Origin of the sequence: Desulfosarcina alkanivorans (assembly GCF_009688945.1) — a bacterium.
In the GTDB taxonomy this organism is placed as follows: Bacteria; Desulfobacterota; Desulfobacteria; order Desulfobacterales; family Desulfosarcinaceae; genus Desulfosarcina; species Desulfosarcina alkanivorans.
On the sequence record NZ_AP021874.1, the window covers coordinates 2,936,499 to 2,958,992 of the forward strand.

Here is a 22,494-nt window from a genome sequence, read left to right on the forward strand (position 1 = left end):
TACCGGTGCGCCGGGCCATGCAGCGATCCGGAATGCAGCGGCGATGGAAGGCCATCGTATTCATGGGCAGGGGGCTGAGAAAAAGGCAGTCCGCCATGACCGGTTTTTCAATGCCGGAATAGGGTTAAATCCTTAAAAATATGACCCCAACAGTTGCAATCCCCGATAACGGGCTTATCATCCCCATCGCACCCCGTCGACCCGCGACGGGGTGCGCTGTTTTTAGGGGGGCCGAGCCCCCGGCAACCGGTTGCCCGAAGGCAACATTTTAAATCGCCCGGCGCGATACACAAAGGAGATAAAGATGAAAGATCGTTCCCATATCACCCTCTACAGCGGCGGCCACAAAGGCGCTGAATCCGAATTCGGCCGATTGGCCGAGGCCTGGGGCATCCAGGAGGTCAACTTTTCCTTTGAAGGACACGTCACTGAACGTTCCCGGGGTATCCGTGAGCTTGACGCCAGCGAACTGGAAAAAGGAAATGTGAGCATGGAGATCGTATCGGCACGCATGGGCCGCAAGTTTACCCGGGGGAACAAGATCCGCAAGGTGATCCAGACCATTTTCCACATGGTCAACAACGGCTACCACGTAATTGCCGTGGGATGGATTCAGCCGGATGACACGGTCAAAGGCGGAACCGGGTGGGGGGTTGAACTGGCCAGGCTGTTCAACCGGCCGGTGCATGTCTATGATCAGGACCGCAAGGGCTGGTTCGCCTGGGAAAACAACACATGGGTGGCCCAGGTGCCGTCCATCGAGAAGGACACTTTCGCCGGCACCGGCACCCGGAATCTCACCGAAGACGGTAAAAAGGCCCTCCGGGATCTCTTCGAAAACGCCTTCGGACCGGCCTGACCCGCGGCATCTGAGATCACCTGCAGACGGTCCATGCGCGATCGGCAGCCGTCTGCAGCCGGAAGGGCGGATTCACGGTAAAAAAACCGTCTATTCCCTTTTACCCTGGCGGTTGACGCTCACCTTGTCGCGCTGAAGGGATGATTCCGGGTGGGGTGCCGGCTGCCGGAGCGGATAGCCGATGGCCATGATGGCAGACGCCACCAGTCCCTGGCGCAGGCCGACCACTTTGGCCGCAAAGTCACCGGCAGGGGTGCTGTCATCGAAATTCCGCTTGCGCAACTGGATCCAGCAGCTTCCCAGCCCCAGGTCGGTGGCGGCCAGGTGCAGGATAAGGGTGGCGATGGAAACGTCTTCCACCCAGACATCTGATTTGTCCGGATCCGCACAGACGACGACGGCCAGCGGCGCATTGGCCAGAAAGGAAGCGCCGTGGGGCTTGGCCTGCGACAGGCGCTTGATGGTTTCCGGATCGTTGACCACCACGAACTCCCATGGGTTGAAGCCCCGCGAGGAGGGCGACCGCAGGGCCGCCTCCACGAGTAAATCCACTTTCTCCGGTTCAACGGGCCTTGGCTCGAATTGGCGAACGCTTCGCCGCGATCTTAGCAAATCGATAAACATACCCTCTCCTTCCGATCACGCTGGCATCAGATCTGTCTTCTCAGCTGCTGCCATCTGTTTTTCATGATCTGGTTTCGGACTCCGGGCCTCGGTCACTTCCCGCAGCATTTCTTGTACTTCTTGCCGCTGCCGCAGATGCACGGATCGTTCCTGCCGATCTTCGGGCCCTGCCGGATGGCCTGAACCGGCTGCGGCGCCTGGCCGTCCTTGAAATACCAACGGCCGTCTTCACGCACAAATTCGGCAATTTCATGGTGATCGAAGGCCTTGCCGTCTTTACGGTAGCGGGCCAGGAACTCAACGGTTCCCGCCGAATCATCGGGACCGCCCTTTTCCGTATTCCGGATTTCCAGCCGCTGCCAGTCCAGTTTCCGGGACCAGGCCGCCGTTCCTTTGCGGTCGGCCTCCTGGCGGTTGGAATGATGCGTCGTCTCAAAAATATAATCGAATTCCTTTTTGGCATGGGCCGCGTAGCGGGAACGCATCAGCGCTTCGGCCGTTTCGGCGGTCCGGTCTCCCTTGATCAGCGGTTGACAGCAATCGGCATACTCTTTTTGACTGCCACAGGGGCACAGTTCCATGGTGTTGCTCCACGTATAAGGTTATTTTCGGTTCAGATCCGTTGGGCTGCGGTCTCCGGTGCCTGCCGGGCACCGAATCCATTACGGCAACCGGCTATAAAGGGTAAGGCCCTGACTTGTCAAGTTCGATGAAATCCTAAGCAGTCGCAATTTCGGCGGCACCGCAGAAAGGCCGGGATCAAGGTCAGCGAATCCCGATAAAAGATGAGTCCTTACGGTGCGCCGCCGAGACAGCGGATGAATCATAATGCAGCCATCGGGCTTTTAACCATACCGTCAGTCGAAAGACGGGCGGCCGCAAGCCGGTTTCAGCCTTCGGGCAGCGGCTTGCGCTGCTGCTCCCGGGCGGCATCTTCTGGATGGATACGCCAGGTGAACAGGGGCGACAGGAGGTAAAGGATCATGTACCCCAGACAGATCTGCCCGAAAATCGGTGTGAACATGCTGACCGTCAACAGCGCCAGATTGGCGCGCCCGAACCATGGATGGCGGCTCATGGTCCGTCCCAGGTGGAGGTATCGAATGGGGTAAACGTTCATGATGATCCCGGCGAACCCCATGGTGCCGATTGCAAACAGGCCCCAGAAAACAATCCGCTGCGACGAAAGCGCCAGGGCATGATCGAAGATCACCAGCGGAGACATCACCAGCATGGCTGCCGCCGGTGTGGGCAGCCCTTTGAAGAAGCCGGGGATCGGATGTTTATCGAGGGTAAAATAAATCAGCCGGCCCACGCCCATCAGCGCATAAAAGGCCGCAATCCATCCCACGGGAAGGTGGGCGAAGCGGCCTTCACCGAACTGGCTCAGGGTGATGTAGAAAATCCAGGCCGGAACCATGCAGAAACTGATGGCATCGGCCAGATCGTCCATGATCCCTCCCATGTTGATCGTCCGCTTGGGCGGCTGGTCGGGAAGGGGGTCCGTCAGGCCCAGTCGGCGTGCCAGGGCCCCGTCCAGCTTGTCGAACGTAGCGGCCCCGATCATCATCAGGTAGGCTTCCCGCATGCGGCCCTGGTAGGCGAAAAAAACAGCGATGAGCCCCATCAGGGCGTTCATCACCGTCAGGGCGTTGGGAAATACCGACAGGATCTTTCGCCGGAGCACCTCGTCTCCGTAGCACAGTTCATCCAGACAGGCGGTGCCGTACTTGCGACAATAGCCGGCGATGGATCCCAGGTTGATAATGAAAAAGAGGATTTCCACAAAAAAGAGAATTCGCAGGGAGACATTCCCCATGTAGGAAATGCGGAAATAGATCCATGATTCAGGCCCTTCCGGGATATAAAAGGCGTAGGCGTAAAGCAGGGCGCTGACCGGAGCGGCGACGATGGTTCGCATGCGGTTGTATTCACTGTTTTCCGGTTCCACGCCCTGCCGGATGGCGAATCCGCGCATGAAGGATGCAAAGCTGTCCCGCACCAGCACCGTCACGCAAAGCACCAGGACGAAAATGGCGTGCATCAGTTCGCCGTGGGTGGGGTCGCTCCGGGATACCAGCAGCCGCCACATCATACCGGCGGTGATCACCGGAAATATGATGGAATAAACCAGCTTGTCCATGAGCCGGTCTGCCAGGGGGGCCAGCGGGGCGTTGGGCCTGAAACGGTCTGAAAACCATCCATCCACGATGTCGATAATCATGGAGAGGATCAGAAACGAAACGCCGATGGTATACACCACCGGACTTCGCCCCCACATGATCGCCAGGGCGCAGATCATGCCACCGAAAATCAGGACGGGGCGACTGTATACAAAAAGAGCGGCCAGCCGCGCCGGCAAGGGGATGTTGTCTGTCATGGAAACACGATGCCTGTTGGCCTTAAAAGGGTTGATTGAGCGCTCCTCACATCAAGCCAACGCATCATAAAGGCATTGCCGATTCGAGTCAAGGCGAGAGCGGTCGGGCATTCCCATCCGGGTTGCCGCAGGATCGTTTGGCGTGGCCGGGAAGGCGCCGTCGACCCTGGGCAACCTTCCACAGGCGCCCCTTCGAAACAGGGTCAAGCGCCGCTGTTCAGGCATCCGGGCCGGCTTCGGCAACCCGCTCGACAGCGGGAATCGTCAGCGGCTGGTGAATTTTCAGCGCGGCCAGGTTCACCCCGGTATTGTAGCGCCTGAGCAGCCAGAGCGGCAAATCGAATTTTTCACGGCAGAGGGTCCAGTAGCTGTCCCCCGGCTGGACCCGGTATCGCTGGAGTTCGCCGACCTGGTAGGCCGCGTAGAAATCTTCCTGCATCCGTTTGTGAAACTCGTGGCGCCGGGCTTCGAAATCCCGGGCGGTGACAATCCCCAGCGGGATTTTGATTTGCTGGTTGAGGTGCAGCGCCCTCCCGAAGGGCAACCGGTTGAGGCGACGAATCCGTGAGGCACTGACACCGGCCCATTCGGCGTAATGGCCGAGGGTCTCCTCGACCTCCACCCGCACGATCCCCACCGCCTGTTGCTTGACGCGGGAAATCCTGTAAAAATCGACATTCGTGTCAATGCCGCCAGGCGGTGCCACCGTACCGCGGTGCATCCAATCGTTCAAGGCCGCTTCGGGGATGTGATCATCCATGGCCAGCAGGTCGGCAGGAGCCGGCCCCGACCGCCGGTATCGGGCCAGGTGGCTTTCCACGGGAAGATCCGACGGGGCCACAAAAGGCGGGTTGGTGCTGACTGCAGCCGCCGCCCGCCCCCTTGGTTCCTTCGGCGCCGGGCGCATGGTGGCCGCAGGCATTCGGGCCGACTGACCCGTCTGAGGAATGCGGAGGGTCTGCCTGGCATAGACCGTCGCCCGCCGGTCCAGACCGTTGGCGAGGATCAGGTCGTCCAGTTTCACCTGGTGCATGCGGGCAATTTTGCCGGCCGTGTCCCCCCGCTGAACCGTATAGAATCGGCTGGGCTTCTGGCGCTTTTTGAGCATATCGGCAGGGATTTCCGCCAGGTGCGCACCGCCGGATTCATTGCGGCCGGGCAGGTTCAGAACGTATCCCCTGGGGATGTACTTCTGCCCGCTGAAAACCGGGGGCCGAAGGGCCGGGTTCATGCCCCGGACAACCTCGGGGGACACCTGAAAATGGCGGCAAAGGTCCGCCAGCGCAGCGTATCCATCAAGGCTCACCGACCTTGACGGCAGGGGGGCCGCCAGGGCCAGGTCCCCGAAATAAGACCGGTAGTCGGATGCCACCCGGCGGGCGGCCAGAAACTCGGAGTAGAAGTTCCTCGATGCGAACTTGAAGGTTCGCCCTTTGTAGGCGGTGAAAATTTCGGGATAACCGCCGTGGGCGGCCTTGGCCCGCTGCATGCCGGCGGCGCCATGATTGTAGGCCGTGACGGCCAGCGGCCAGCTGCCCAGCCGGTCGTAATTTTCCTTGAGCAGCCGCGCTGCCGAATGGGTGGCGGTAATGGGGTCGCGCCGCTCGTCGAGCACATAATCCACCGTCATGAATCGTTTGCCCGTGGACCGGGTGAACTGCCACATCCCGGCAGCACCGAATTTGCTGGTTGCGTGGGTATTGAAGGAGGACTCCACATGGGGCAGGTAGGCCAGATCCCCGGGCACGCCGTTGGCCTTCAGGATGGCCCGCATCCGGTCTATGTAAGCCCCGGATCGAGCCAGCCCGTCCCGGAAGCGGTCCCGCTGACCGATCTGGCAGCGCACCCGGGAACGGGCATGGCGGAATGTGCCTGCAGTTGCCTGCGGGCCGAACAGTGCCGCCACCCGCCGGCAATCGGCGTCTTTGGTCAGCGGATCGTCGGCCAGGCGATTCAGGATGGCCGCATATCTGCGACTGGCCGTCTTCATCCGCTCTCGATTGATTTTTCGGGCACCCCGCTGCCCGGCGGGTTCAAGGTCAATCACCCTGTATACCACATCCAGGCGGAGACTGTCGTGGACGACGGCCTGTCGGGTTGAATATTCGGAGTATATCTTTATCCAAAAAGAGACATTGGGTTCGATAACCTCGTACTGGGGAAACGGTTCGCCGGCGGCATGGCCGGATGAAATGAACACGCCCAGCAGGGCTGAAACAATGACGATCCATATCGTTACACGCTTGTGAGTCATGGCGGCGGTTCCTCTTTACCGGTCGGATTGGGTCAGTAATAGTACCAAATTAAAGCAATTTCGATACCATGGTCATTCAATTGGCCACGAACGCCCAGCAGCAGGGCGTTAACGGCAAAACCGGTTTTTTCCAGGTACCGCCCGACCGGGAAAAACGGCCCGAATCCGACAGAAAATTGACAAAAATCGATGACCGGCGCCACGTTTGCAAGGCCCTGCCGACGACCGGCCGGGACTCTCGTCCGCCACGGGTCGAAAAGGCTTGAAACCATCCAGAAAGTGATCATATTCTGAAATCGGTTTTATGGCTGAAGGTTTAGAAAATGAAACTGCTGAGAAGCCTGATCTACCCCTATCTGTACACCCGCTACGGCATTCATCGAATAACCGGCACCGGTCCGTTTGGGCGCCAGCGGGCCAACACCATCTGCCCCCCTGATGGTTCCCGGTGGAACCCGCTGAAACAGGCCATCTGGAAATACCATGTCAAACAGTTCCATGAATCCTCGTGTTCCGTGGCCACCGTGGTCGCGTGCATCAATGCCCTCCGGTTTTTGAAAAACGGCACCCCCCGCCCGATTGATCAAGCCGACATCCTCGACCGGGTGACCACCGGTCACTGGAAAGCGCGGATGAGCGACGGTGGGTATCGCGGGCGGCGCGGGCTGCCGCTGCCGCTCCTGGGCCGGGTGGTCAGGGACAGTCTCGCGGCCTACGAGCTGGACGGTCATCGCGTGGACATCGTCCGGACGCCCAGAACCACCTCCCGGGAACCGGCCCTCCGGGCAACGCTGAAAAAACGTTTGCGGCGCTTTGACCGCCATGGCAAGGGCCTGATCATCGCCCATTTTGACCAGGGCACCCTGGTTCCCACCCTGAATATCCCCCACATATCGCCGGTCGGGGCTTACGATGAAGAGACCGGCCGGGTCACCCTGCTCGATGTGGATCCCGAACAGGAAAAGCCCTACGAGGTGTGCTTCGACAGGTTCTACAAAGGCTTGTCCAGTGATTACCACCATGTGTTCGACGCGTTCGGGTACGGCAGCGGCGGGTATGTCTACATTGAAATTCAGTAGGCACACCCGCCACGGGCGGCGGCCGGTGTCCATCGGAGGCCCCTCCGACCGAAGCAAACTTGCATCGATCGGCAATCATGGTTAATTTTTACTTTTGACAATTAGGGAGACAGCGGCATTCAAAACAGTCATGAATAATCTGAATTCCCGGGACCCGATTTCCAGGAGACGCTTCATGGGCAAGCTCTCGACAGCATTCAAGGTGGCGCTCATGTCTCAGTTCCTGCCACGGGTGGTGCCGGCCGCCGCGAGCACCGAAGGCCCTGCGGCGACGCTTCACTATCATCCGCTGAACGGCGACAGCCTGCGGGAAATGGCACTGCGAAAGCTGCATCACGGGTCGGACGCCTTTTTGAACCCCATGGGAATATCACGCAACAGACGATTCTGGCAGGTGCTCTCCTGGAAGCTGTTCAATAAAAATGCCTATGCGGATTATCTTGACGACCAGCCGATTTCGCCCGTTGCCATCGATTGGGACCCGATCAGGGCTCACCGGGGCGTGTCGGTCACCTTCATCAAACATTCGACCCTGCTGATCAAGGATGGGGACCGAATCCTGCTGGTCGATCCGGTGTTCGACGACATTTTCTGGTTTATCAGGGATTATTCGCCCCGGGCGTTCAACCTGGATGACATGCCGCGGCCGGACCATGTGCTGATCACCCACGGCCATTACGACCATCTGGACGCGCCCTCCCTGGGCGCGCTCGATCCGGGCACCCATGTCATCAGCCCGTTGGGATACGACAATGAATTCAACGCGCTGGGCATGACCCGCCGAACGCGACTGGACTGGTACGAGCATTACAGCGACGGGGCCAGGGAGGTCACCCTGCTGCCCGCCAACCACTGGACCATGCGCAACCCCATCGTCGGCCCCAACCGCTCCCTGTGGGGCGGCTACCTGATCAAAACCGCCGGCGGGCCGACCATCTACATTTCCGGGGACAGCGCCTACTTCGATGGATTCGAGCAGCTGGCCGACGATTACGACATCGACCTGGCCATTTTCAACATGGGCGCCTATGCGCCGCGATGGTTCATGGCACCCAGCCACATGAACCCGGCGGAGACGGTGCGGGCCTTTCAGGAAGTGGGGGCCCGGCAGTTGATGATCGCCCACTGGGGAACCTTTCAGCTGGGCGACGAACCGGTTCATTTCCCTCCAGCGGATCTGGAAAAAGCCCTTGGACAGCAAGGACTTTTATCCCGGTGGATCGACCTGGGACATGGGCAGACCCATTTCTTCTGACAGGAGCAGGCGAGAAGGGAGAAGAATGATGAAAAAAATAGCGTGGCTCTCCGTTCTGTTTGTTTTCGCCGGTCCGATGGACCTGCCGGCGTTTCGCGACCACCAGTCGTCGGTGACGCCTGTCGGCAGCGGGCCGGCATACCCCACCACCCGGGATGTGGTCGCCCGGCTGAAGATGCCGAAGCAACTGCCGATGGATAATGGCCGTCCGGGAAAGCCCGTCCATCCGATATACCCGGGCGACAAACCCGGCCATGGACACCCGGGGAAAGATCGTCCCCGGTACGGATGGTCCGGCGGCACAACCGTGGTGCGGGAAGTTCAGCCGATCATCATCGTGAACCAGCCGGCGCCCCAGACGCCGGCACCGCCGCCGTCCGAACCCGAGCGTGTGTGGGTGCCTCCGGTGATGGGCACGCGCACGGAACCCGGCTACTGGGATTATGGCATCAAAAAAATATGGATGGGTGACCACTGGCGGTTTGAACAGGATTTCGAAGACCGGATATGGGTGCCTGAATCCCAGATGGCGGTCGTCGAGCAGGAGGGGTACTGGAAGATCGTGGAGTAGCGGGCAGGCCGAAACAGGCGCAGGGTTTCACCCGCCTTACGCACCATCCGGATCATGTTTTCCCGATACAGGCCTCGTCGACGCAGCCCTGCTTCCCGCCGAAGGACATGGCAGAAACGGGTTTGTTTTTTTCTTTTTCAGCGACCGCTGCGGGATCAGGACCCGTTGGCGAGGGGACGGCGGCCATTTTCCCGATGCAGGCCTCATCCGTACACACGGTTTGCGATGAAACGGCTACGGAGGATCGGACTCGGGTCCGTTTCTTTTTCCCATCACCGGATTCTCCCTTCATTGCTAACCTCCTCCGGGCACATCAGGGTAAAGCCGCAACCCGCCAGGATTTGGCAAGGCAGGCGTTCGGGCCGGGCATGGTGAGAACCGCCGCATGGACCTTCAGGCACCGGCCTTCAGGCTTGCGAAATATCCGCGCTCGAAATAACGGGCGGTTTCCTTGTCCAAAACGGCCTCGTTTTCGTGAATGTACCGCGGTCCGGCACCCCAGGCGCCGCAGGCCAGCACCGCGGTGTCGCCAAGGTTGAACTTATGGCCGCAGGCCGGGCATCCCTGGGCGTTGGTCGTGTTGAGGGATTCAAGGTCCATGATGATTTTAGGCTTGCAGGCATTCATCTCGTTCATTGCCATTTCCTTTCTTTTCAGCGGGTTCAGTTTATCAGAAGGTATTCATCATCCCGGCAAATGCAAACCGGCGCACCGTGGTTCCCCAGCATGCGCCGGCCTGTGCTGCCGATCATTCGGTCTTTCCGGGGACCCTGAAAGGTTGGCCGCTCTTAAACAGATACAGACAGCACCGGCTTGAAAAAAGGGTCAGCGCCGCGACCCGGGCCGGCGGTTTCGATTCATGCGAAAAGGATCCCTGTCCGGCCCGGGAAGGCTGACAATGATCACGTTACCGGGTTCGAACCGGATGGTGGTCCGGCTGTAGAGGGAATACCACACCCCGGCCCGCTGGCCCGCCGGGTCGGTGATCACCCCGCCCAGGGTGGCGGGGGTAAAGCCCAGCTGATCGGTCATGGCATCAACCAGCCGCTCCAGCAGCGCCGGGGTCATGTCCACGGATCGCCAGAGACCCGGCTTCAGGGTGTAAGCCCGGTCGATGGCCAGAACCGCTGTCGGCCGGGCCTCGGGACCGGTAGCGTAATAGGAATGGTTCGCCAGCACCTCATGTCGCTCGAACACCTCGCTGATATCTTTGCTCGACTGCACGCGGCCGTAAGTGCCGGTGCACCCCGTCACCCCGGTGATGGCCAGGATAAGGAACAGGTACGTCCAAAAGTGTCCGGTCACAGGTTTCATAAGGGTGCCCCTTGGGATTGGGATGCATTCCGCCCGCCGGTTTGTGGCAGTGCCTATCCTTTTTCCCGCTGTCCCCGCTCTTCGAGGTAGGCGAGGGTCTGGCTGGTGGTCAACTGCCGGCTGGACGGTCCGGAGCGAATAAAAAACATCTCATCTTTTTTGTTGGTGATAAATACCGGCCGGGGAGATCGCCGGCAGCGTACTGCAAAAACCGACACCCCCGCTGCGGGCAGTAGCGCAAATTCTATAAATTCCGTAAAATTCAACCCGATGTGCTGCTCGAAGATGGCCGAGAAATGACGCAGGTATTTATCGTCGTTGGGAAAATTGTCCGCGGCAATACCATGAATCGTGCCGTTGTCGGCCACACCCACCAGCAGTGTGCCCCCATCGGTGTTCATGAAGGCCGCCACGGTTTTCAGGCAGGCCAGTTCGATCTCTTTGCCGGCCTTTCCCGATCTCAGGTTCCAGCGCAGGGTGGACTTGAACTCAAGGGTGTCGGTCTCGCCCTGTTCGATCAACGCGATCAACTCCGCGGCCGTCATGGCCTGCAGCGGCTTTTTCCCGCGGCCGGGGCGTTCCGGCCGGCCCATGCGCAGAGCCGCGGCCAACAGAAGACACCAGAGCAATCCCAGGCCCGCCGGCACAAAGAAAAAGCGGTTCAAGGGCAGATGCCGCAGCAGGTCCGTCCTGGAGGCGATGACACCGACACCGGCCTGCTGGCGGCTTCCCTGAAGGCCGTGAATCAACCCGTATTGAGGCTCTCCGGCAACATCGAATCCAAACGGCACGTCGATTTCACCCCCTTGCCGCCAGGCCTGGCCGGCAGCGGCCAGAATGGGGTCCTGCGGGGCGGAACCAGGTTCCCCGGCTCCGGAGTCGGGCGAAACAGGTGCCGAGGGATTCTGGAAATCGATGAAAACCCCGCTGCGGCTGAAGAGAAAAAATCGATACGAACTGCCGGCGCGGATGTCGTCAAGCAGCTGGGCGATCTGGGTATTCAACACGCCGGCGGCGGCCACGTGGCCGATGTGCTCCTTTTGCCATGCGGTGGCGGCGGAAAGGCCGCTCATCCCCGCCGGGGGAAACGATCGGGCGGGGCTCCAGACGATCGATCCCTGACCCTTCAATTCCGGGGCGCGTCGCCAGTCATCCGAAAGCCCGGCCGGGTCCCGGAGGGCCTCCGACCATTGGTCCGTCATCTTGCCGTCGGCGTCTCGCCCCCCCCACACCCAGCCGTCCTTGCTGGATTCGCTCCGCGTGTGGCCCATGAGCAGCCCCTCGCCATCCCGCACCAACACAAAGGACAGCCGGCCCTGCTCCCATAGAAAAAAACCAAAAATCTGCGGATGGTTCCGCAGCAATGGTGAAAATTTGGCAGCCAGTAAGTCCGGTTCGGAGAGGGTCAGCGTTCCGTTCAGGGACCATTGGCGGACCAGGAGCAGGTCCTCGCCGACCGGATTGAAAAACCGGTCGATCCGGGAGGCCATCTGCTCGGCCAGACGGGATATCTGGGCCGCCGCAACGGCGTCACGATTCTGCCGGTCCCGGTACAGGGCGATGCCGGCGATGGCCAGAATCATGACCAGAGAAACCACCTGGAATACGATCAGGTTTCGAAAGCGGCGTGCACGGGCAGGTCTGCTTGAACGGGCCGTCATGGATAGGTTCTTTCATCGGAGGAAACGGGGGCAGCAGGTCGTCGCTGAAACGGGTGTTCGAAGCGGCGGATGGACATACCCGGCTAATCGAGGGTTCTCACCGGCAGGGCGCGATAGGCACGCTGGTGAACTTTCCGGACCGAGTAAAAATAGACGTTGTCGAAGTTGAATACGGTTGCCGTGGGCCCCAGTCTGCCGGTTTCAGCGCTCCAGACCCAGCCGCAACTCAGTTGGATGACCGGAACAATCTTCACCCATTGGCCGCATGCGGCTTCATATCCCTTTCCCTTGAGCACCAGACTCTGCAGTTCCGCCAGCGTCGGCAGACGCCAGTCATCATGCATCGTCGGCAGGGTGTAGGGAAAGGTGTAGCGAATCCACTTTTCCGCCTGATGCCAGTTGATGTCGCCGTGATTGTCGGTTTTGGCCCACATCAACCCCATTTCGTGGTCCGTCACGGTGCCGTCGCCATTGTCCGTAAAGCGGTCTCCGGCATGGGCGGCCCCGCCGATCGTCAATGCCAGCCAGATCAGGACGGCGATAGTGGACAATAAGGCGCGTCTGACCATGGTCTCCTCCTTTTTGCGGATACGTTTCGTCGAAACACCGGGGAAGACGGAAGGGCGATCAAACCCGGTATACGATCAAGTGACCTCGCTCGCGGCCCCAAATCATGTCTAAATGTGCTTGATCCTCTTTTTCAGCCGTTCGGCCACCTTTTCACCACGGTAGGAAATAATCGTCGCCGGCGACCGTCTGAAAATCTTCTCGGCCACGGAACCGACCAGAATATGCTCCAGATCGGTGCGGCCTTTGGGCCCCATGACGATCACATCGATGTTTTCCGACAGGATCAGCTTCAGCAGTTCATCGATGGGGTTGCCAATCCTGAAAATCGTGCGGACGTTTTCCCGGGGATAACCGGCAGCGGCGATGATGTCGTCAAGCAGCTGGCGGCGTTCCTCCTTGACCTTCTGCGTATAATGACTGCCGTCCACGTCATAACCCATGGCCGATATCGTTTCCACCGAGGCCACATCGCGTGAATTGATCACATTGGCGACGATCAGTTCGGCATCGACACCCCGTGCAAATTGGGCGGCGAAATTAAATGTTCCTTGGGCATACTCGGAAAAGGCGATCGCCACCATAACTTTTTTGACTTTTTCCATCTCGGCTTCCTCCGGTTGCGAAAATCGCACCTCCCGGGTTCCTGGGGGGGCGATCCCGTTAGTGGGGCATTTTCCTGCGTCAGGCCACCGCCGCAGCAGTATTCTGTCTGGGCATCCGCGGCCGCTGCAGCAGATAAAGCAGGCCGAAAATGGCCATACCGATAGCGTAGGTCCAGTATCGCTGATCGTGGGGAATGCCCAGCAGGGAGGAGATCAGATCGGGGCGCATCAGCGACAGGGTCACGCAGAGGAATATGGGAATCTCCCAGACTTTGTTCCGGGCGACGAACCATCCCTGGGTGGCCGAGGCAAAGGCGAAATTGCCGAAGCAGGCCATAACGAAAATCAGGATCCCCTGTGCCCAGCTGTTGACATTGTGAAGGATCAGGTCGCTGTTGAAAATGAACATGAATGGCAGGATGGCCGTTCGGATGTCGTACATGAAGCCCTGGATCCCCGTCGCAATGGGAGGCGATTTGGCAATCGCCGCCGCGGCATAGGCCGCCAGGCCCACCGGCGGGGTGTCGTCTGCCAGGATACCGAAGTAGAAACAGAACAGGTGGGCTGACATCAGCGGCACGATGAAATCGTTGAAACCGCCGATCTCCACGATGGCCGGCGCCGTCAGCGAGGCCATGACGATATAGGTGGCCGTGGTGGGCAGCCCCATTCCGATGATCAGACTGGTGATGGCGGTGATCACCAGCATCAGAAAGATATTGCCGCCGGAAAGGGTATCGATAATGGCGGTGATCAACTGGCCCAGCCCCAGGGCCACCACGCCAACGATGATACCGGCGGCGGCCGTGGCCAGCGCGACGGAAACCATGTTGCGGGCCCCCGATGCCAGCGCCGAGAAGATGTCGACGATGCCCTGCTTGAAGGCCGGCCCCAGGGGTTCGTTAGCCAGATGGGCTTTGACCGGGTGCTGCAGCAGCATGATGATGGCCATCACCCAGATGGCGTTGAAGGCGGCCAGTTCCGGCGAGTGACGCACGACGATCAGCTCGTAGAGCAGCATCAGAATGGGCACCAGGTAGTGGGTGCCGCTGATCAGGGTTTTGAAGAAGGCGGGCAGTTCGGCCCGGGACATGCCCCGCAGCCCCAGCTTGGAGGCTTCGATGTGGGTGATGTAGAACAGGGCCGCATAGGAGGCAAAGGCCGGTACGGCGGCGGCCTTGATCACTTCCACATAGGGGACATTGACATACTCGGCAATGATGAAGGCAGCGGCGCCCATGATGGGCGGGGCCAGCTGGCCGTCCGTGCTGGCGGCCACTTCCACGGCGGCGGCCTTGGTGCCCGGATAGCCCACCTTCTTCATCAGCGGGATGGTAAAGGTGCCCGTGGTGACGATATTGGCGATACTCGAGCCGGAAACCAGGCCGGTGAGGCCGCTGCCCATGATGGCGGCTTTGGCCGGCCCGCCCTTGAATCCGCCCAGCAGGCTCAGGGCCAGCTGGATGAAATAGCGTCCGGCGCCCGCCTTGTCCAGCATGGATCCGAAGAGGACGAAGAGAAATACGATCGTGGCCGACACATCCAGCGGGATGCCGTAAATGCCCTCCGTGGACATGGTCATCTGCCCCATGAACCGGTTCAGCGAAACCCCCTTGAAGGCGATCAGATCGGGCATGTAGGGTCCGAAGAAGGCGTAGCAGCAGAAGAGCATGGCAATGATGGGCAGGGCCGGGCCGATGACGCGCCGGGCGGCTTCCAGCAGCAGGATCACCAGAACGGCCCCCATGATCAGGTCCCGGAGGATCGGGGCGCCGTAGCGGGTGATGAGTCCGTCATAATCCAGGGCGATATACAATGCCGAAACGGCGGCAATGATGCCGATGGCAAAATCGAGAAGCGGAATCCGGTCAGTTGCCGAAAAGTAGTCGATGCCGAATTTGGGTTTCTTGAACAGCGGGTAGTTCAGGTAGACGATCAGCAGGGCGAAGCCCAGGTGGATGGAACGGATGAAGGTGGAATCGATGATCAGCCAGCTGGCGATGGAAAGCTGGAACAGGCTCCAGCAGACGGCAACGACAGGAATCACCCATTTGGGCCATCCGGCGGGCCGCCGCCCCACGCCCTCTTCTTCTTCCGCCATGCGCCTGGCGATCTCCAGCCCGTCATCCTGCTCGGTCAATGTCTTGTCAGTCATCGGTATCACCCACCATCATCTGAGAAAGGTTTCCCCTCATGCCCATCCGCCATCCATTCGCAGGGTCCGACGGCAACCCGACATGAAAAGGGCCATCGGATAAAACGCACTCCGGAATCCGGCAGATGCCTGCCGCGGCCGTCGACCGGTAAAACCGGCCGCCGGCCCGCAGATTACCTGTTCAGTCGACGCCTATTTGAGCCCGACTTCCTTGAAATATTTCATGGCACCGTCATGAATCGGCGCGGAAAGGCCTTCCAGCATGCCTTCCTTGGTCAGGACGGCGTAGGCCGGATGCAGTTTCTTGAACTTGTCGAAATTGTCGAACACCTCTTTGGTGATGGCGTAGACCACATCGTCAGAGACTTTGGCAGAGGTCACGAAGGTGGCTTTCACACCAAAGGTGGGGACGTCCTTATCATTCTGGGCACCCGGATACTGGGCCACGGGAACGAAGGATTTGGCGTAGTAGGGATACTTGGCAATCAGTTTATCCACGGTGGAAATGGACACGAAGCGGACTTTGGTGGCCCCTGCAGTGGCTTCCTTGAAAGCGCCGGAGGGATGGCCCACGGTGTAAAAAAACGCATCGATGCGGCCGTCCTGCAGCAGTCCGGGCGCTTCGGCGGCCTTGACCTGTTCGGCCTTGAGATCCTTTTCCCAGTCGATGCCGTTGGCTTCGAGGGCGTCAATCGAGTTCTGGCGCTGCCCGGATCCCGGGTTGCCGATATTGACGCGTTTGCCCTTCAGGTCCTTGATGTCCATGATGCCGGAGTCCACGGTGGCCGCCAGGGTCACCGACTCGGGATGGATGCTGAAAACCGCCCGCAGATCCTTCTGGGGCTTGCCGTCCCATTCGGCCATGCCCTTCATGGCCTGGAACTGCCGGTCGGACTGGACCACGCCGAATTCCAGGTCGCCGGACATGACGGCATTGACGTTGAATACCGAACCGCCGGTGGATTCGACGGTCGCCCGGATACCGTACTGCTTGCGTTTGGCATTGACCATTTTGGCAATCGCACCGCCGGTGGGATAGTATACACCGGTGATGCCGCCGGTTCCGATGGTCACAAATGTGGTTTTTGCCTGGACGTCCGCCGGAACCATGCCGAAAACGAATGCGAGCGCGACGAACAATGCCAATAGAGATACTTTCTTCATTAAATCCTCCTCCTGTTGATGTTACCGGTAAAAAAATAGGCCGCTATCGGCCGGGTTTCACGAGCACGCCCCCTGCTTTCTCCAGAACCTCAAGCGGGTTCTTCAGGGGTGGATGCCAATGATGGACATACCGACAATCTTGATCGACGCAAAGCATCGGATTTTTAAAGTCGCCAAACAATCGGGATTTGAGAAAAGAGGCCGGAATACCTATTCCGCCTGATGTTCAACCGATCCACCCTTTGGAATTAAAAATTCCCGTAAAGGTATTTCTCAAGGCTGGATAACGCATCAAGACTAAAACAAAAGGATACCGCTGTCAACCGGAACCGGCCCGACCTGAAGGCCCGTATAAAACCCGCTGGGAGGCCTTGCACAACCGCTGAAGGATCAGTATGGTGGGCCGATGAACCATGCGCCCCCACCCACCGTCAGCGTTATCCTGCCCACCTGGAACCGGGGATGGACGCTCACCGATGCCATCGATTCGGTCCTCGATCAGGATTTCGGGCCGCTGGAGCTGATCGTGGTGGATGACGGCTCCACCGACAATACCGCCCAATTGCTGTCGGCCTATGGCGATCGCCTGCGCGTGATCCGGCAGGCCAACGGCGGGGTCAGCGCGGCCAGAAACACCGGCATCCGGGCGGCGGGCGGCGACCTGATCGCCCTGCTGGACTCGGACGACGTCTGGCTGCCGGGAAAAGTAACGGCCCAGGTGGCGTTTTTCAGAGAACATCCCGACGCCCTGATCTGCCAGACTGAAGAGATCTGGATCCGCAACGGCGTGCGGGTCAACCCGGGCAAACGCCACCGCAAGCAGACGGGCATGATCTTCGAGCCAAGCCTGGCCCTTTGCCTGGTGAGCCCGTCGGCGGTGATGATGCGGCGGCGCCTGCTGGACGAGGTGGGTCTTTTCGACGAACGCCTGCCCGCCTGCGAGGACTACGACCTGTGGCTGCGCATCGCCTGGCGCCATCCCATCCACCTGATCGACCGGCCGTTGATCGTCAAGCACGGCGGCCACGACGATCAGCTCTCCCGAATGCCCGAACTGGACAAGTACCGGATCCGATCCATCGCCCGGCTGTTGGACAGCGGCTGCCTCTCCCCGGACCAGCGGGAAGCGGCGGCCGCCGTGCTGAAAACCAAGTGCGCCATCTATGCCCAGGGCTGCCGCAAGCGGGGCCGGATGGATGACGGACAGTATTATGATCGGCTGGCAGAAAAATACAGACAACAGGAAAATCACTGCGGGTGAAATAAAGCCGGCGACGGGCTGAATGATTGAAAACAGAGAATTCAGGATGTTCCTGCGAAGGGTCGACTCGCCCGAGATGACCCACCCCTCATTTTGACCGCGGGAAAGGAAATAAGGGTCGTTGTTTACCGATTGAAATGGATAACCCCGCCGCAAGCAGCGGGGTATCTTTTAAAAAATAACTCCATTCCTAGCGCCGAATGCGGCTAAGAACTGAATTCAATGAGATTAAAACCATCTTTCATAAATTTTATTGTATTCACCGGATTCAATTACTGTGTTCAGGGCATCGTTCACCATTTTTATTTTGTCCTGAGATTGTCCTTTTTTGAAAGCAAAACCTAAATATTCCGGTTTATCTGACTTCAGTAAAAAGGCCAGTGTCAAATCCTTGGAATACTGTTCGTTTGTAAGCGGGTAATTTGCTGCAACAGCATCATCACAGACAACGGCATCAGTACGTCCGTTATATAAATCTTCCACAGCAAGGCCAATCTCGTCGTATGACTGCAGGATCACACCTTCAATCTTTTGTATCATCAAAAATCCTGTAGTACCGACCTGAGCACCAATTTTTTTTCCTTTTAAGTCCGCTTCCAATTTTATTTTCGACGTTTTTTTGGCGAGGATTCCTTGTTTAACTTCAAAATACGGATCACTAAAACGCATAGTCTTCTTACGGGCATCCGTAATGGAAAGAGAAGATGAAATCATGTCATATTTACTGGCATAAAGACCTTCAAAAATGTCATCCCAAACAGTGGTCCGGATGTCAAATTTAATATCACTCACTTTTTCCATGGCAGCCAGTAAATCAGGGGTAAAGCCTATGATGGCCTTCTCTTTGTTGAGATACTCCATTGGGGGCCATGTGGTGTCAGAGGCTACGGTGATAACTGTTTGAGAAAATGCCTTGGGCACCAGCACGAGCAAGGTCAAAGCAATCATTAAAATTTTTTTCGACATAGTAAATAATCTCCTATTCATTTATTTTCTTAATCTTACGCCTTATACAAAAAATTCTTCTATCACATTTTTTCGTATACAACGGCCCTAAAAAGTGCTCGACTTTAACCGGAATGCCTCGATGCGCTCCGCAATGTTGGCTTTGAGATTCAAGAAGAATAGCGAATAGTCGAATGCATGATAGACGCCTTCAGGAAAATGGCCGCCTTCTACCGCTAACAGGTCCACATTTTCAGGCCGGACAACCAGGCCGCCGGCCACGATCCGGGCCGACGTGAAATACGGGTATGTTTTGGCCTTGCCGTCAGCGTCGAAGAAGACCGATCCGAGGTTTTTTTCTGCGGGCACGAAGGCCCCGTCCATGGACCAGGAGAGGGGGTTGACCGCCAGGGCGCCGGACTTGAGGGTCGGCGCAGCAGACTGTCTGCCGTCTGCCACGCTATTGTACGAGATGACGCATCCGGTCTGGTCTGACCGGCCGCACATGCGCACTGCCGGGTGGGCGGCGAGGTCTGCAGACGTCAGCGACCAGCCCGGAAGGAGGGCTGCGATGAGTTGCGCTTCCGCACCGGTGGTGCCCCAATGCTCGAGCATGAGATCCGTCAGGATCATGCTGCCCTGGCTGTGGCCGGCCAGAAAAAAAGGACGCCCCCTGTTTTCGTGTTTCAGGTAGTGGGTCAGGGCGCGCCAGACATCACTGTGAATGATCTCATGCAAAGGAGCGGCGTCGGCGTCGCTCAGGCCCAACCCGGCGATGTTCATCTGGCGGTACATGGGTACGTATACGTTGGCCTGTCCCTCAAAGACCGCGGCCTGGGTGTCGATCGTGATTTGAGCCGCGGCGCGCATGTCCGGCCTGGCCGTATCCATGATCCAGTCCGTATCGTTGAACAGGACCGTCGGGTAGACAAAAAAGACATCTACGGGTGCCGTGGGTGCCGTGGGCTTTGCCAGCCAGGATTCCTGCAGGGCATAATCCGGGGCGACCGGAACGGTATGGAGGTCCAGCGGCGGCATCGCCTGACAGGGATTCAAAAAGGCGATGCGGATAAACGCTGTCAACGAAAAAAAGATCAGCAACTTGCGATTTTTCATAAATGCTCCAGGACAGATGGGGATGTTGTTTACTCCGTGATCTTTATATCGTCTATAAAAACACCATGGTATCTGACAACGAAATCACTTCGAAGCACCATCGAAAAAAACAGTCGATTAGCCCGCATAAGCGCTCAGGTCGGCCCCGATGTTCACCCACCCGGAAGTGTCGATGGTCCGTTCGCCGCCATACGGCGAAGCGTCATAACCGCAGGCATCGTAATCTTTTACAGCAGCATTCATGGCAACGGTTGTATATGTCGTGCCGTCGGTGCTTGCCTGGAGTTGGGTCCATCGCCACGCTGATCCATGGTTTCCTGAACTTATTTTCCTCTCAAAAATTAAAAAGAATTGTTTTTGCCCCGGAACTAAACATGGCAATTGGGTCATGTATACTTGATCGGCATCGGGTATTGCTCTGCCTTTCGTCTTTGGGCAATGGGCTGATTACATTATGGGCTGGTTTTGTTAAAACTTTAGAAATAACTGAGGCGAAAAAAGATCATATAAAAAGGGGACGTAGTTTACTAATTTTACAAACTTGGAATTCCGGTTTGCCAGACGGATTGCGGCCTTATGTACAATTTGTAACCAACGTCCCTGAAGCTTCTAAAATTTGCGGAAAACGATCAGTGCCCGGTACTTTTCCAGGGTCTGGCGGCTCAACAGCTGAAACAACACGTAGATACGGGGATGCAGGTTACTGGTATCGGGAATGACAAAGTGTTGTCTCTCGACGCCAATCTCGTCTAAAAAAAACACAAAGGCTTCCAGCGCGCCATCTTGATGTTCTCCCAGGACTTGAGCGTTTAACATCCGCTCTGTCAGGGGGTAAGGGGCCTGTGCGCAAAGATTATCGAAAAGCCAATTCGGTTCGTTCCTGCAATGTAAGGCACCCAGCAGGATAATGTGACGCATCCCCGGTTGGAACGCGTCCCAGAAGTTACGGGCAAGTGATTTCTCGCGCGATCCCGAAATACCACGCTGTTGCTTTTGCTGGCTGTCGGTCTCTTCAATCCCGCAGATCTTGATATCCGGGTTGATGGCCCTGACGGTTCGGAAAACATTCATAATATCGGCATCCAGCAACGGGAAATAGGGCCTGCCAGCGTTCATCCGTTTGAGAAGTTTTTGCAGCTCTTTTGGGGTCGCCTCCATCAGCAGCACATCAGCACTGACCGTTGCGAAGAATTCTTCGGCAAGAAATTGCCGGGTAGATTCTTCATGATACTCGCCAATGCACATTATCTGGTAATCGGATTGATCAATATCGGTCAGCCACTGCTGCATGGGAATCAGACTGGATTCCAGGTTTTCTTTAATGGCATCCCTTTCCGGTCTGGGCAGGCTGGAAAATCGCTGCACCGCATCGACCGCCTGTAAATGATGAAAGGGATGCCGGACGCGCTCCGTGCTGGGCGATCGGGTAGGAGGTCTCGGATATTCCTCTTTTATCCAGTCGTAGACGATCATAAAGACCAGAATGAGGACGTATCCCCCCAATACGGTCAAGATAACCCGGGCCAGTGGAGAATCCATCCAGGTACCCGCCTTCCTGCAACGCTCCTGCCTATTGCTTGAACTTCCTCCAGATGCGCTTCCAGGTAGAGGCCGTGGCGTATACGGCGCTTTGCAGAACGACACGGTCAATCCTGGCCAGTTCGTCCCCGTCAGTGAAGTAGGTGTCAAACACCGGCTTTTCATCCCCATCATACGGGAAGTCGTCTTCGGGAAAGATCATCGAGTTAAAAGCGAACGCCCCCCGGCACCAGAGGACCGCCGTCTCCCAGATATCCCTGTCGTCACCCGGCCATGTCAACGGGTTGTGGAACGAAAGTCCAAATTTCGTGTCCAGTGTCTTGGCTCTGGCAATAATCCGGGCCGGTGTGTCTTGACAATCCCTCAGGTTCTGCTTTTTGAAATACGTTCCGACTTCCCTCTCCCAGTGGCTCTCCCATCGTCTGTGCATGTCGGGCTGGTCCTTGACGTACGCCGCGAGTACCCGCTTGTCCGCATGGCAGGGCATAAAGCAATCCGCGATGTAATGGCTCATCATGAAGAAGAACGTTGATACCTGTTCTTTGCTGATGGTGCACTTTTCGTCGAGGTACGGGCCGTAATACCCTGTAGATCCCGGCACGAGGCCATCGAGTTCCTCGTCACCCAGCAGGAGCATATCGGCAATGGTGTCGAACAGTGATGAAAGGCAGTTCGGGAGATGCTGCCCCGCCTTCTGGTCGGCCTTGAAGGAGCGATCCCACCAGTCGGGTTCCAGCGTTATGTCCCTGGCCACGGCGTTATGCAGGGCCAGATTCCCGTCTAAAGCCGCAAGCAGCGTTGCCTTGTCCACCACGAAGCGGGACGCATTTGGTCCGAAGTAGGGGGTGTTCTTGAACGTATGGTTGCCGATGATGCCGTGCCCTTTTTTGAACTTGGGCATATCGGGCAGCCAGCATCCGATGTATGCGTGCCGGACCCATGGGGCAAGAATCTCCGCCAGTCCCTGGGTCTTCGGGTCATCCTGGACGAGACCAACGGCCCGGATCGCTATCCAGGTGTGTCCTCTTTGTTTCATGGCGCATCCTCCCGGGTTTGCATGCCGTCACCGATTGGTTCTGATAGCCGTCCTCTGTACTGCAATACGAAAAAACGTCCTCGTGGCCAGGTCTCCACAGTTGACATCA

General features: G+C 58.0%; 23 protein-coding genes. 5 read left to right on the top strand and 18 right to left on the bottom strand.

Annotation, left to right across the window (positions count from 1 at the left end):
- Positions 1 to 304 precede the first annotated feature (304 nt).
- Positions 305 to 859, top strand: a complete 555-nt coding sequence (locus tag DSCA_RS12945; protein WP_155316827.1) for a hypothetical protein — start codon at positions 305 to 307, stop codon at positions 857 to 859.
- A gap of 90 nt (positions 860 to 949) precedes the next feature.
- On the opposite strand, the gene DSCA_RS12950 is transcribed toward DSCA_RS12945, so the two are convergent.
- The 5 genes from DSCA_RS12950 to DSCA_RS12970 all read right to left on the bottom strand — a co-directional run bounded on the left by DSCA_RS12950 (position 950) and on the right by DSCA_RS12970 (position 6,320).
- Positions 950 to 1,483 (bottom strand): nitroreductase family protein, encoded by a 534-nt coding sequence (locus DSCA_RS12950; RefSeq protein WP_155316828.1) that lies wholly within the window; start codon positions 1,481 to 1,483, stop codon positions 950 to 952.
- A 92-nt stretch (positions 1,484 to 1,575) separates the two neighbouring features.
- Entirely contained in the window at positions 1,576 to 2,064 is a 489-nt protein-coding gene (locus DSCA_RS12955) for a YchJ family protein (protein WP_155316829.1), read from the bottom strand.
- A gap of 308 nt (positions 2,065 to 2,372) precedes the next feature.
- Entirely contained in the window at positions 2,373 to 3,863 is a 1,491-nt protein-coding gene (locus DSCA_RS12960) for a CDP-alcohol phosphatidyltransferase family protein (RefSeq protein ID WP_155316830.1), read from the bottom strand.
- Between the two features lie 217 nt (positions 3,864 to 4,080).
- Positions 4,081 to 6,117, bottom strand: coding sequence for a LysM peptidoglycan-binding domain-containing protein (locus DSCA_RS12965; protein ID WP_155316831.1), 2,037 nt, complete (start codon positions 6,115 to 6,117; stop codon positions 4,081 to 4,083).
- A 32-nt stretch (positions 6,118 to 6,149) separates the two neighbouring features.
- Positions 6,150 to 6,320: a hypothetical protein gene (locus DSCA_RS12970; RefSeq protein WP_155316832.1), complete on the bottom strand. Its 171-nt coding sequence runs from the start codon at positions 6,318 to 6,320 to the stop codon at positions 6,150 to 6,152.
- A 120-nt stretch (positions 6,321 to 6,440) separates the two neighbouring features.
- On the opposite strand from DSCA_RS12970, the gene DSCA_RS12975 reads away from it, so the two are divergent.
- The 3 genes from DSCA_RS12975 to DSCA_RS12985 all read left to right on the top strand — a co-directional run bounded on the left by DSCA_RS12975 (position 6,441) and on the right by DSCA_RS12985 (position 9,022).
- Positions 6,441 to 7,196 (top strand): cysteine peptidase family C39 domain-containing protein, encoded by a 756-nt coding sequence (locus DSCA_RS12975; protein ID WP_155316833.1) that lies wholly within the window; start codon positions 6,441 to 6,443, stop codon positions 7,194 to 7,196.
- Between the two features lie 175 nt (positions 7,197 to 7,371).
- The gene (locus DSCA_RS12980; RefSeq protein ID WP_167527753.1) at positions 7,372 to 8,451 is read left to right on the top strand and encodes an MBL fold metallo-hydrolase; all 1,080 of its coding nucleotides are present in this window, start codon (positions 7,372 to 7,374) and stop codon (positions 8,449 to 8,451) included.
- Between the two features lie 25 nt (positions 8,452 to 8,476).
- Positions 8,477 to 9,022 (top strand): hypothetical protein, encoded by a 546-nt coding sequence (locus tag DSCA_RS12985; RefSeq protein WP_155316835.1) that lies wholly within the window; start codon positions 8,477 to 8,479, stop codon positions 9,020 to 9,022.
- Positions 9,023 to 9,074: 52 nt separating this feature from the next.
- Here the strand turns inward: DSCA_RS12985 and DSCA_RS12990 are convergent, their stop codons facing one another.
- The 8 genes from DSCA_RS12990 to DSCA_RS13025 all read right to left on the bottom strand — a co-directional run bounded on the left by DSCA_RS12990 (position 9,075) and on the right by DSCA_RS13025 (position 16,488).
- Positions 9,075 to 9,314 carry a hypothetical protein gene (locus DSCA_RS12990; protein WP_155316836.1) on the bottom strand — a complete coding sequence of 80 codons (240 nt, stop codon included), beginning with the start codon at positions 9,312 to 9,314 and terminating at the stop codon, positions 9,075 to 9,077.
- Positions 9,315 to 9,415: 101 nt separating this feature from the next.
- On the bottom strand, positions 9,416 to 9,658 hold the full coding sequence (locus tag DSCA_RS12995) for a hypothetical protein (protein WP_231716472.1): 243 nt from the start codon (positions 9,656 to 9,658) through the stop codon (positions 9,416 to 9,418).
- Between the two features lie 189 nt (positions 9,659 to 9,847).
- Positions 9,848 to 10,336: a hypothetical protein gene (locus DSCA_RS13000; RefSeq protein ID WP_155316837.1), complete on the bottom strand. Its 489-nt coding sequence runs from the start codon at positions 10,334 to 10,336 to the stop codon at positions 9,848 to 9,850.
- Between the two features lie 53 nt (positions 10,337 to 10,389).
- A complete protein-coding gene (locus DSCA_RS13005) occupies positions 10,390 to 11,997 on the bottom strand; it encodes an AlbA family DNA-binding domain-containing protein (protein WP_155316838.1) in 1,608 nt (535 codons plus the stop codon).
- 83 nt (positions 11,998 to 12,080) lie between these two features.
- Positions 12,081 to 12,566 (bottom strand): Lcl domain-containing protein, encoded by a 486-nt coding sequence (locus DSCA_RS13010; RefSeq protein ID WP_155316839.1) that lies wholly within the window; start codon positions 12,564 to 12,566, stop codon positions 12,081 to 12,083.
- Positions 12,567 to 12,674: 108 nt separating this feature from the next.
- Positions 12,675 to 13,169 carry a universal stress protein gene (locus DSCA_RS13015; protein WP_155316840.1) on the bottom strand — a complete coding sequence of 165 codons (495 nt, stop codon included), beginning with the start codon at positions 13,167 to 13,169 and terminating at the stop codon, positions 12,675 to 12,677.
- A 79-nt stretch (positions 13,170 to 13,248) separates the two neighbouring features.
- A complete protein-coding gene (locus tag DSCA_RS13020) occupies positions 13,249 to 15,324 on the bottom strand; it encodes a TRAP transporter permease (protein ID WP_155316841.1) in 2,076 nt (691 codons plus the stop codon).
- A gap of 192 nt (positions 15,325 to 15,516) precedes the next feature.
- Entirely contained in the window at positions 15,517 to 16,488 is a 972-nt protein-coding gene (locus tag DSCA_RS13025; RefSeq protein WP_155316842.1) for a TAXI family TRAP transporter solute-binding subunit, read from the bottom strand.
- 406 nt (positions 16,489 to 16,894) lie between these two features.
- On the opposite strand from DSCA_RS13025, the gene DSCA_RS13030 reads away from it, so the two are divergent.
- The gene (locus DSCA_RS13030) at positions 16,895 to 17,749 is read left to right on the top strand and encodes a glycosyltransferase family 2 protein (RefSeq protein WP_155316843.1); all 855 of its coding nucleotides are present in this window, start codon (positions 16,895 to 16,897) and stop codon (positions 17,747 to 17,749) included.
- Between the two features lie 228 nt (positions 17,750 to 17,977).
- On the opposite strand, the gene DSCA_RS13035 is transcribed toward DSCA_RS13030, so the two are convergent.
- The 5 genes from DSCA_RS13035 to DSCA_RS13050 form a co-directional block, all read right to left on the bottom strand.
- Positions 17,978 to 18,715, bottom strand: a complete 738-nt coding sequence (locus DSCA_RS13035) for a transporter substrate-binding domain-containing protein (RefSeq protein WP_155316844.1) — start codon at positions 18,713 to 18,715, stop codon at positions 17,978 to 17,980.
- 87 nt (positions 18,716 to 18,802) lie between these two features.
- Positions 18,803 to 19,810 carry a DUF3089 domain-containing protein gene (locus DSCA_RS13040; protein WP_155316845.1) on the bottom strand — a complete coding sequence of 336 codons (1,008 nt, stop codon included), beginning with the start codon at positions 19,808 to 19,810 and terminating at the stop codon, positions 18,803 to 18,805.
- A gap of 117 nt (positions 19,811 to 19,927) precedes the next feature.
- On the bottom strand, positions 19,928 to 20,053 hold the full coding sequence (locus tag DSCA_RS32930; RefSeq protein WP_269434659.1) for a hypothetical protein: 126 nt from the start codon (positions 20,051 to 20,053) through the stop codon (positions 19,928 to 19,930).
- A 366-nt stretch (positions 20,054 to 20,419) separates the two neighbouring features.
- Positions 20,420 to 21,349 (bottom strand): hypothetical protein, encoded by a 930-nt coding sequence (locus DSCA_RS13045; protein ID WP_155316846.1) that lies wholly within the window; start codon positions 21,347 to 21,349, stop codon positions 20,420 to 20,422.
- A gap of 31 nt (positions 21,350 to 21,380) precedes the next feature.
- A complete protein-coding gene (locus DSCA_RS13050; protein ID WP_155316847.1) occupies positions 21,381 to 22,385 on the bottom strand; it encodes a hypothetical protein in 1,005 nt (334 codons plus the stop codon).
- Positions 22,386 to 22,494: the final 109 nt, after the last annotated feature.

Bases quoted from the DNA above. Each gene is read 5' to 3' on its own strand.
- DSCA_RS12945 (WP_155316827.1), top strand. From the start codon at position 305: ATGAAAGATCGTTCCCATATCACCCTCTACAGCGGCGGCCACAAAGGC.
- DSCA_RS12950 (WP_155316828.1), bottom strand. From the start codon at position 1,483: ATGTTTATCGATTTGCTAAGATCGCGGCGAAGCGTTCGCCAATTCGAG.
- DSCA_RS12955 (WP_155316829.1), bottom strand. From the start codon at position 2,064: ATGGAACTGTGCCCCTGTGGCAGTCAAAAAGAGTATGCCGATTGCTGT.
- DSCA_RS12960 (WP_155316830.1), bottom strand. From the start codon at position 3,863: ATGACAGACAACATCCCCTTGCCGGCGCGGCTGGCCGCTCTTTTTGTA.
- DSCA_RS12965 (WP_155316831.1), bottom strand. From the start codon at position 6,117: ATGACTCACAAGCGTGTAACGATATGGATCGTCATTGTTTCAGCCCTG.
- DSCA_RS12975 (WP_155316833.1), top strand. From the start codon at position 6,441: ATGAAACTGCTGAGAAGCCTGATCTACCCCTATCTGTACACCCGCTAC.
- DSCA_RS12980 (WP_167527753.1), top strand. From the start codon at position 7,372: ATGGGCAAGCTCTCGACAGCATTCAAGGTGGCGCTCATGTCTCAGTTC.
- DSCA_RS12985 (WP_155316835.1), top strand. From the start codon at position 8,477: ATGATGAAAAAAATAGCGTGGCTCTCCGTTCTGTTTGTTTTCGCCGGT.
- DSCA_RS12990 (WP_155316836.1), bottom strand. From the start codon at position 9,314: ATGAAGGGAGAATCCGGTGATGGGAAAAAGAAACGGACCCGAGTCCGA.
- DSCA_RS12995 (WP_231716472.1), bottom strand. From the start codon at position 9,658: ATGAACGAGATGAATGCCTGCAAGCCTAAAATCATCATGGACCTTGAA.
- DSCA_RS13000 (WP_155316837.1), bottom strand. From the start codon at position 10,336: ATGAAACCTGTGACCGGACACTTTTGGACGTACCTGTTCCTTATCCTG.
- DSCA_RS13005 (WP_155316838.1), bottom strand. From the start codon at position 11,997: ATGACGGCCCGTTCAAGCAGACCTGCCCGTGCACGCCGCTTTCGAAAC.
- DSCA_RS13010 (WP_155316839.1), bottom strand. From the start codon at position 12,566: ATGGTCAGACGCGCCTTATTGTCCACTATCGCCGTCCTGATCTGGCTG.
- DSCA_RS13015 (WP_155316840.1), bottom strand. From the start codon at position 13,169: ATGGAAAAAGTCAAAAAAGTTATGGTGGCGATCGCCTTTTCCGAGTAT.
- DSCA_RS13020 (WP_155316841.1), bottom strand. From the start codon at position 15,324: ATGACTGACAAGACATTGACCGAGCAGGATGACGGGCTGGAGATCGCC.
- DSCA_RS13025 (WP_155316842.1), bottom strand. From the start codon at position 16,488: ATGAAGAAAGTATCTCTATTGGCATTGTTCGTCGCGCTCGCATTCGTT.
- DSCA_RS13030 (WP_155316843.1), top strand. From the start codon at position 16,895: ATGAACCATGCGCCCCCACCCACCGTCAGCGTTATCCTGCCCACCTGG.
- DSCA_RS13035 (WP_155316844.1), bottom strand. From the start codon at position 18,715: ATGTCGAAAAAAATTTTAATGATTGCTTTGACCTTGCTCGTGCTGGTG.
- DSCA_RS13040 (WP_155316845.1), bottom strand. From the start codon at position 19,810: ATGAAAAATCGCAAGTTGCTGATCTTTTTTTCGTTGACAGCGTTTATC.
- DSCA_RS32930 (WP_269434659.1), bottom strand. From the start codon at position 20,053: ATGAATGCTGCTGTAAAAGATTACGATGCCTGCGGTTATGACGCTTCG.
- DSCA_RS13045 (WP_155316846.1), bottom strand. From the start codon at position 21,349: ATGGATTCTCCACTGGCCCGGGTTATCTTGACCGTATTGGGGGGATAC.
- DSCA_RS13050 (WP_155316847.1), bottom strand. From the start codon at position 22,385: ATGAAACAAAGAGGACACACCTGGATAGCGATCCGGGCCGTTGGTCTC.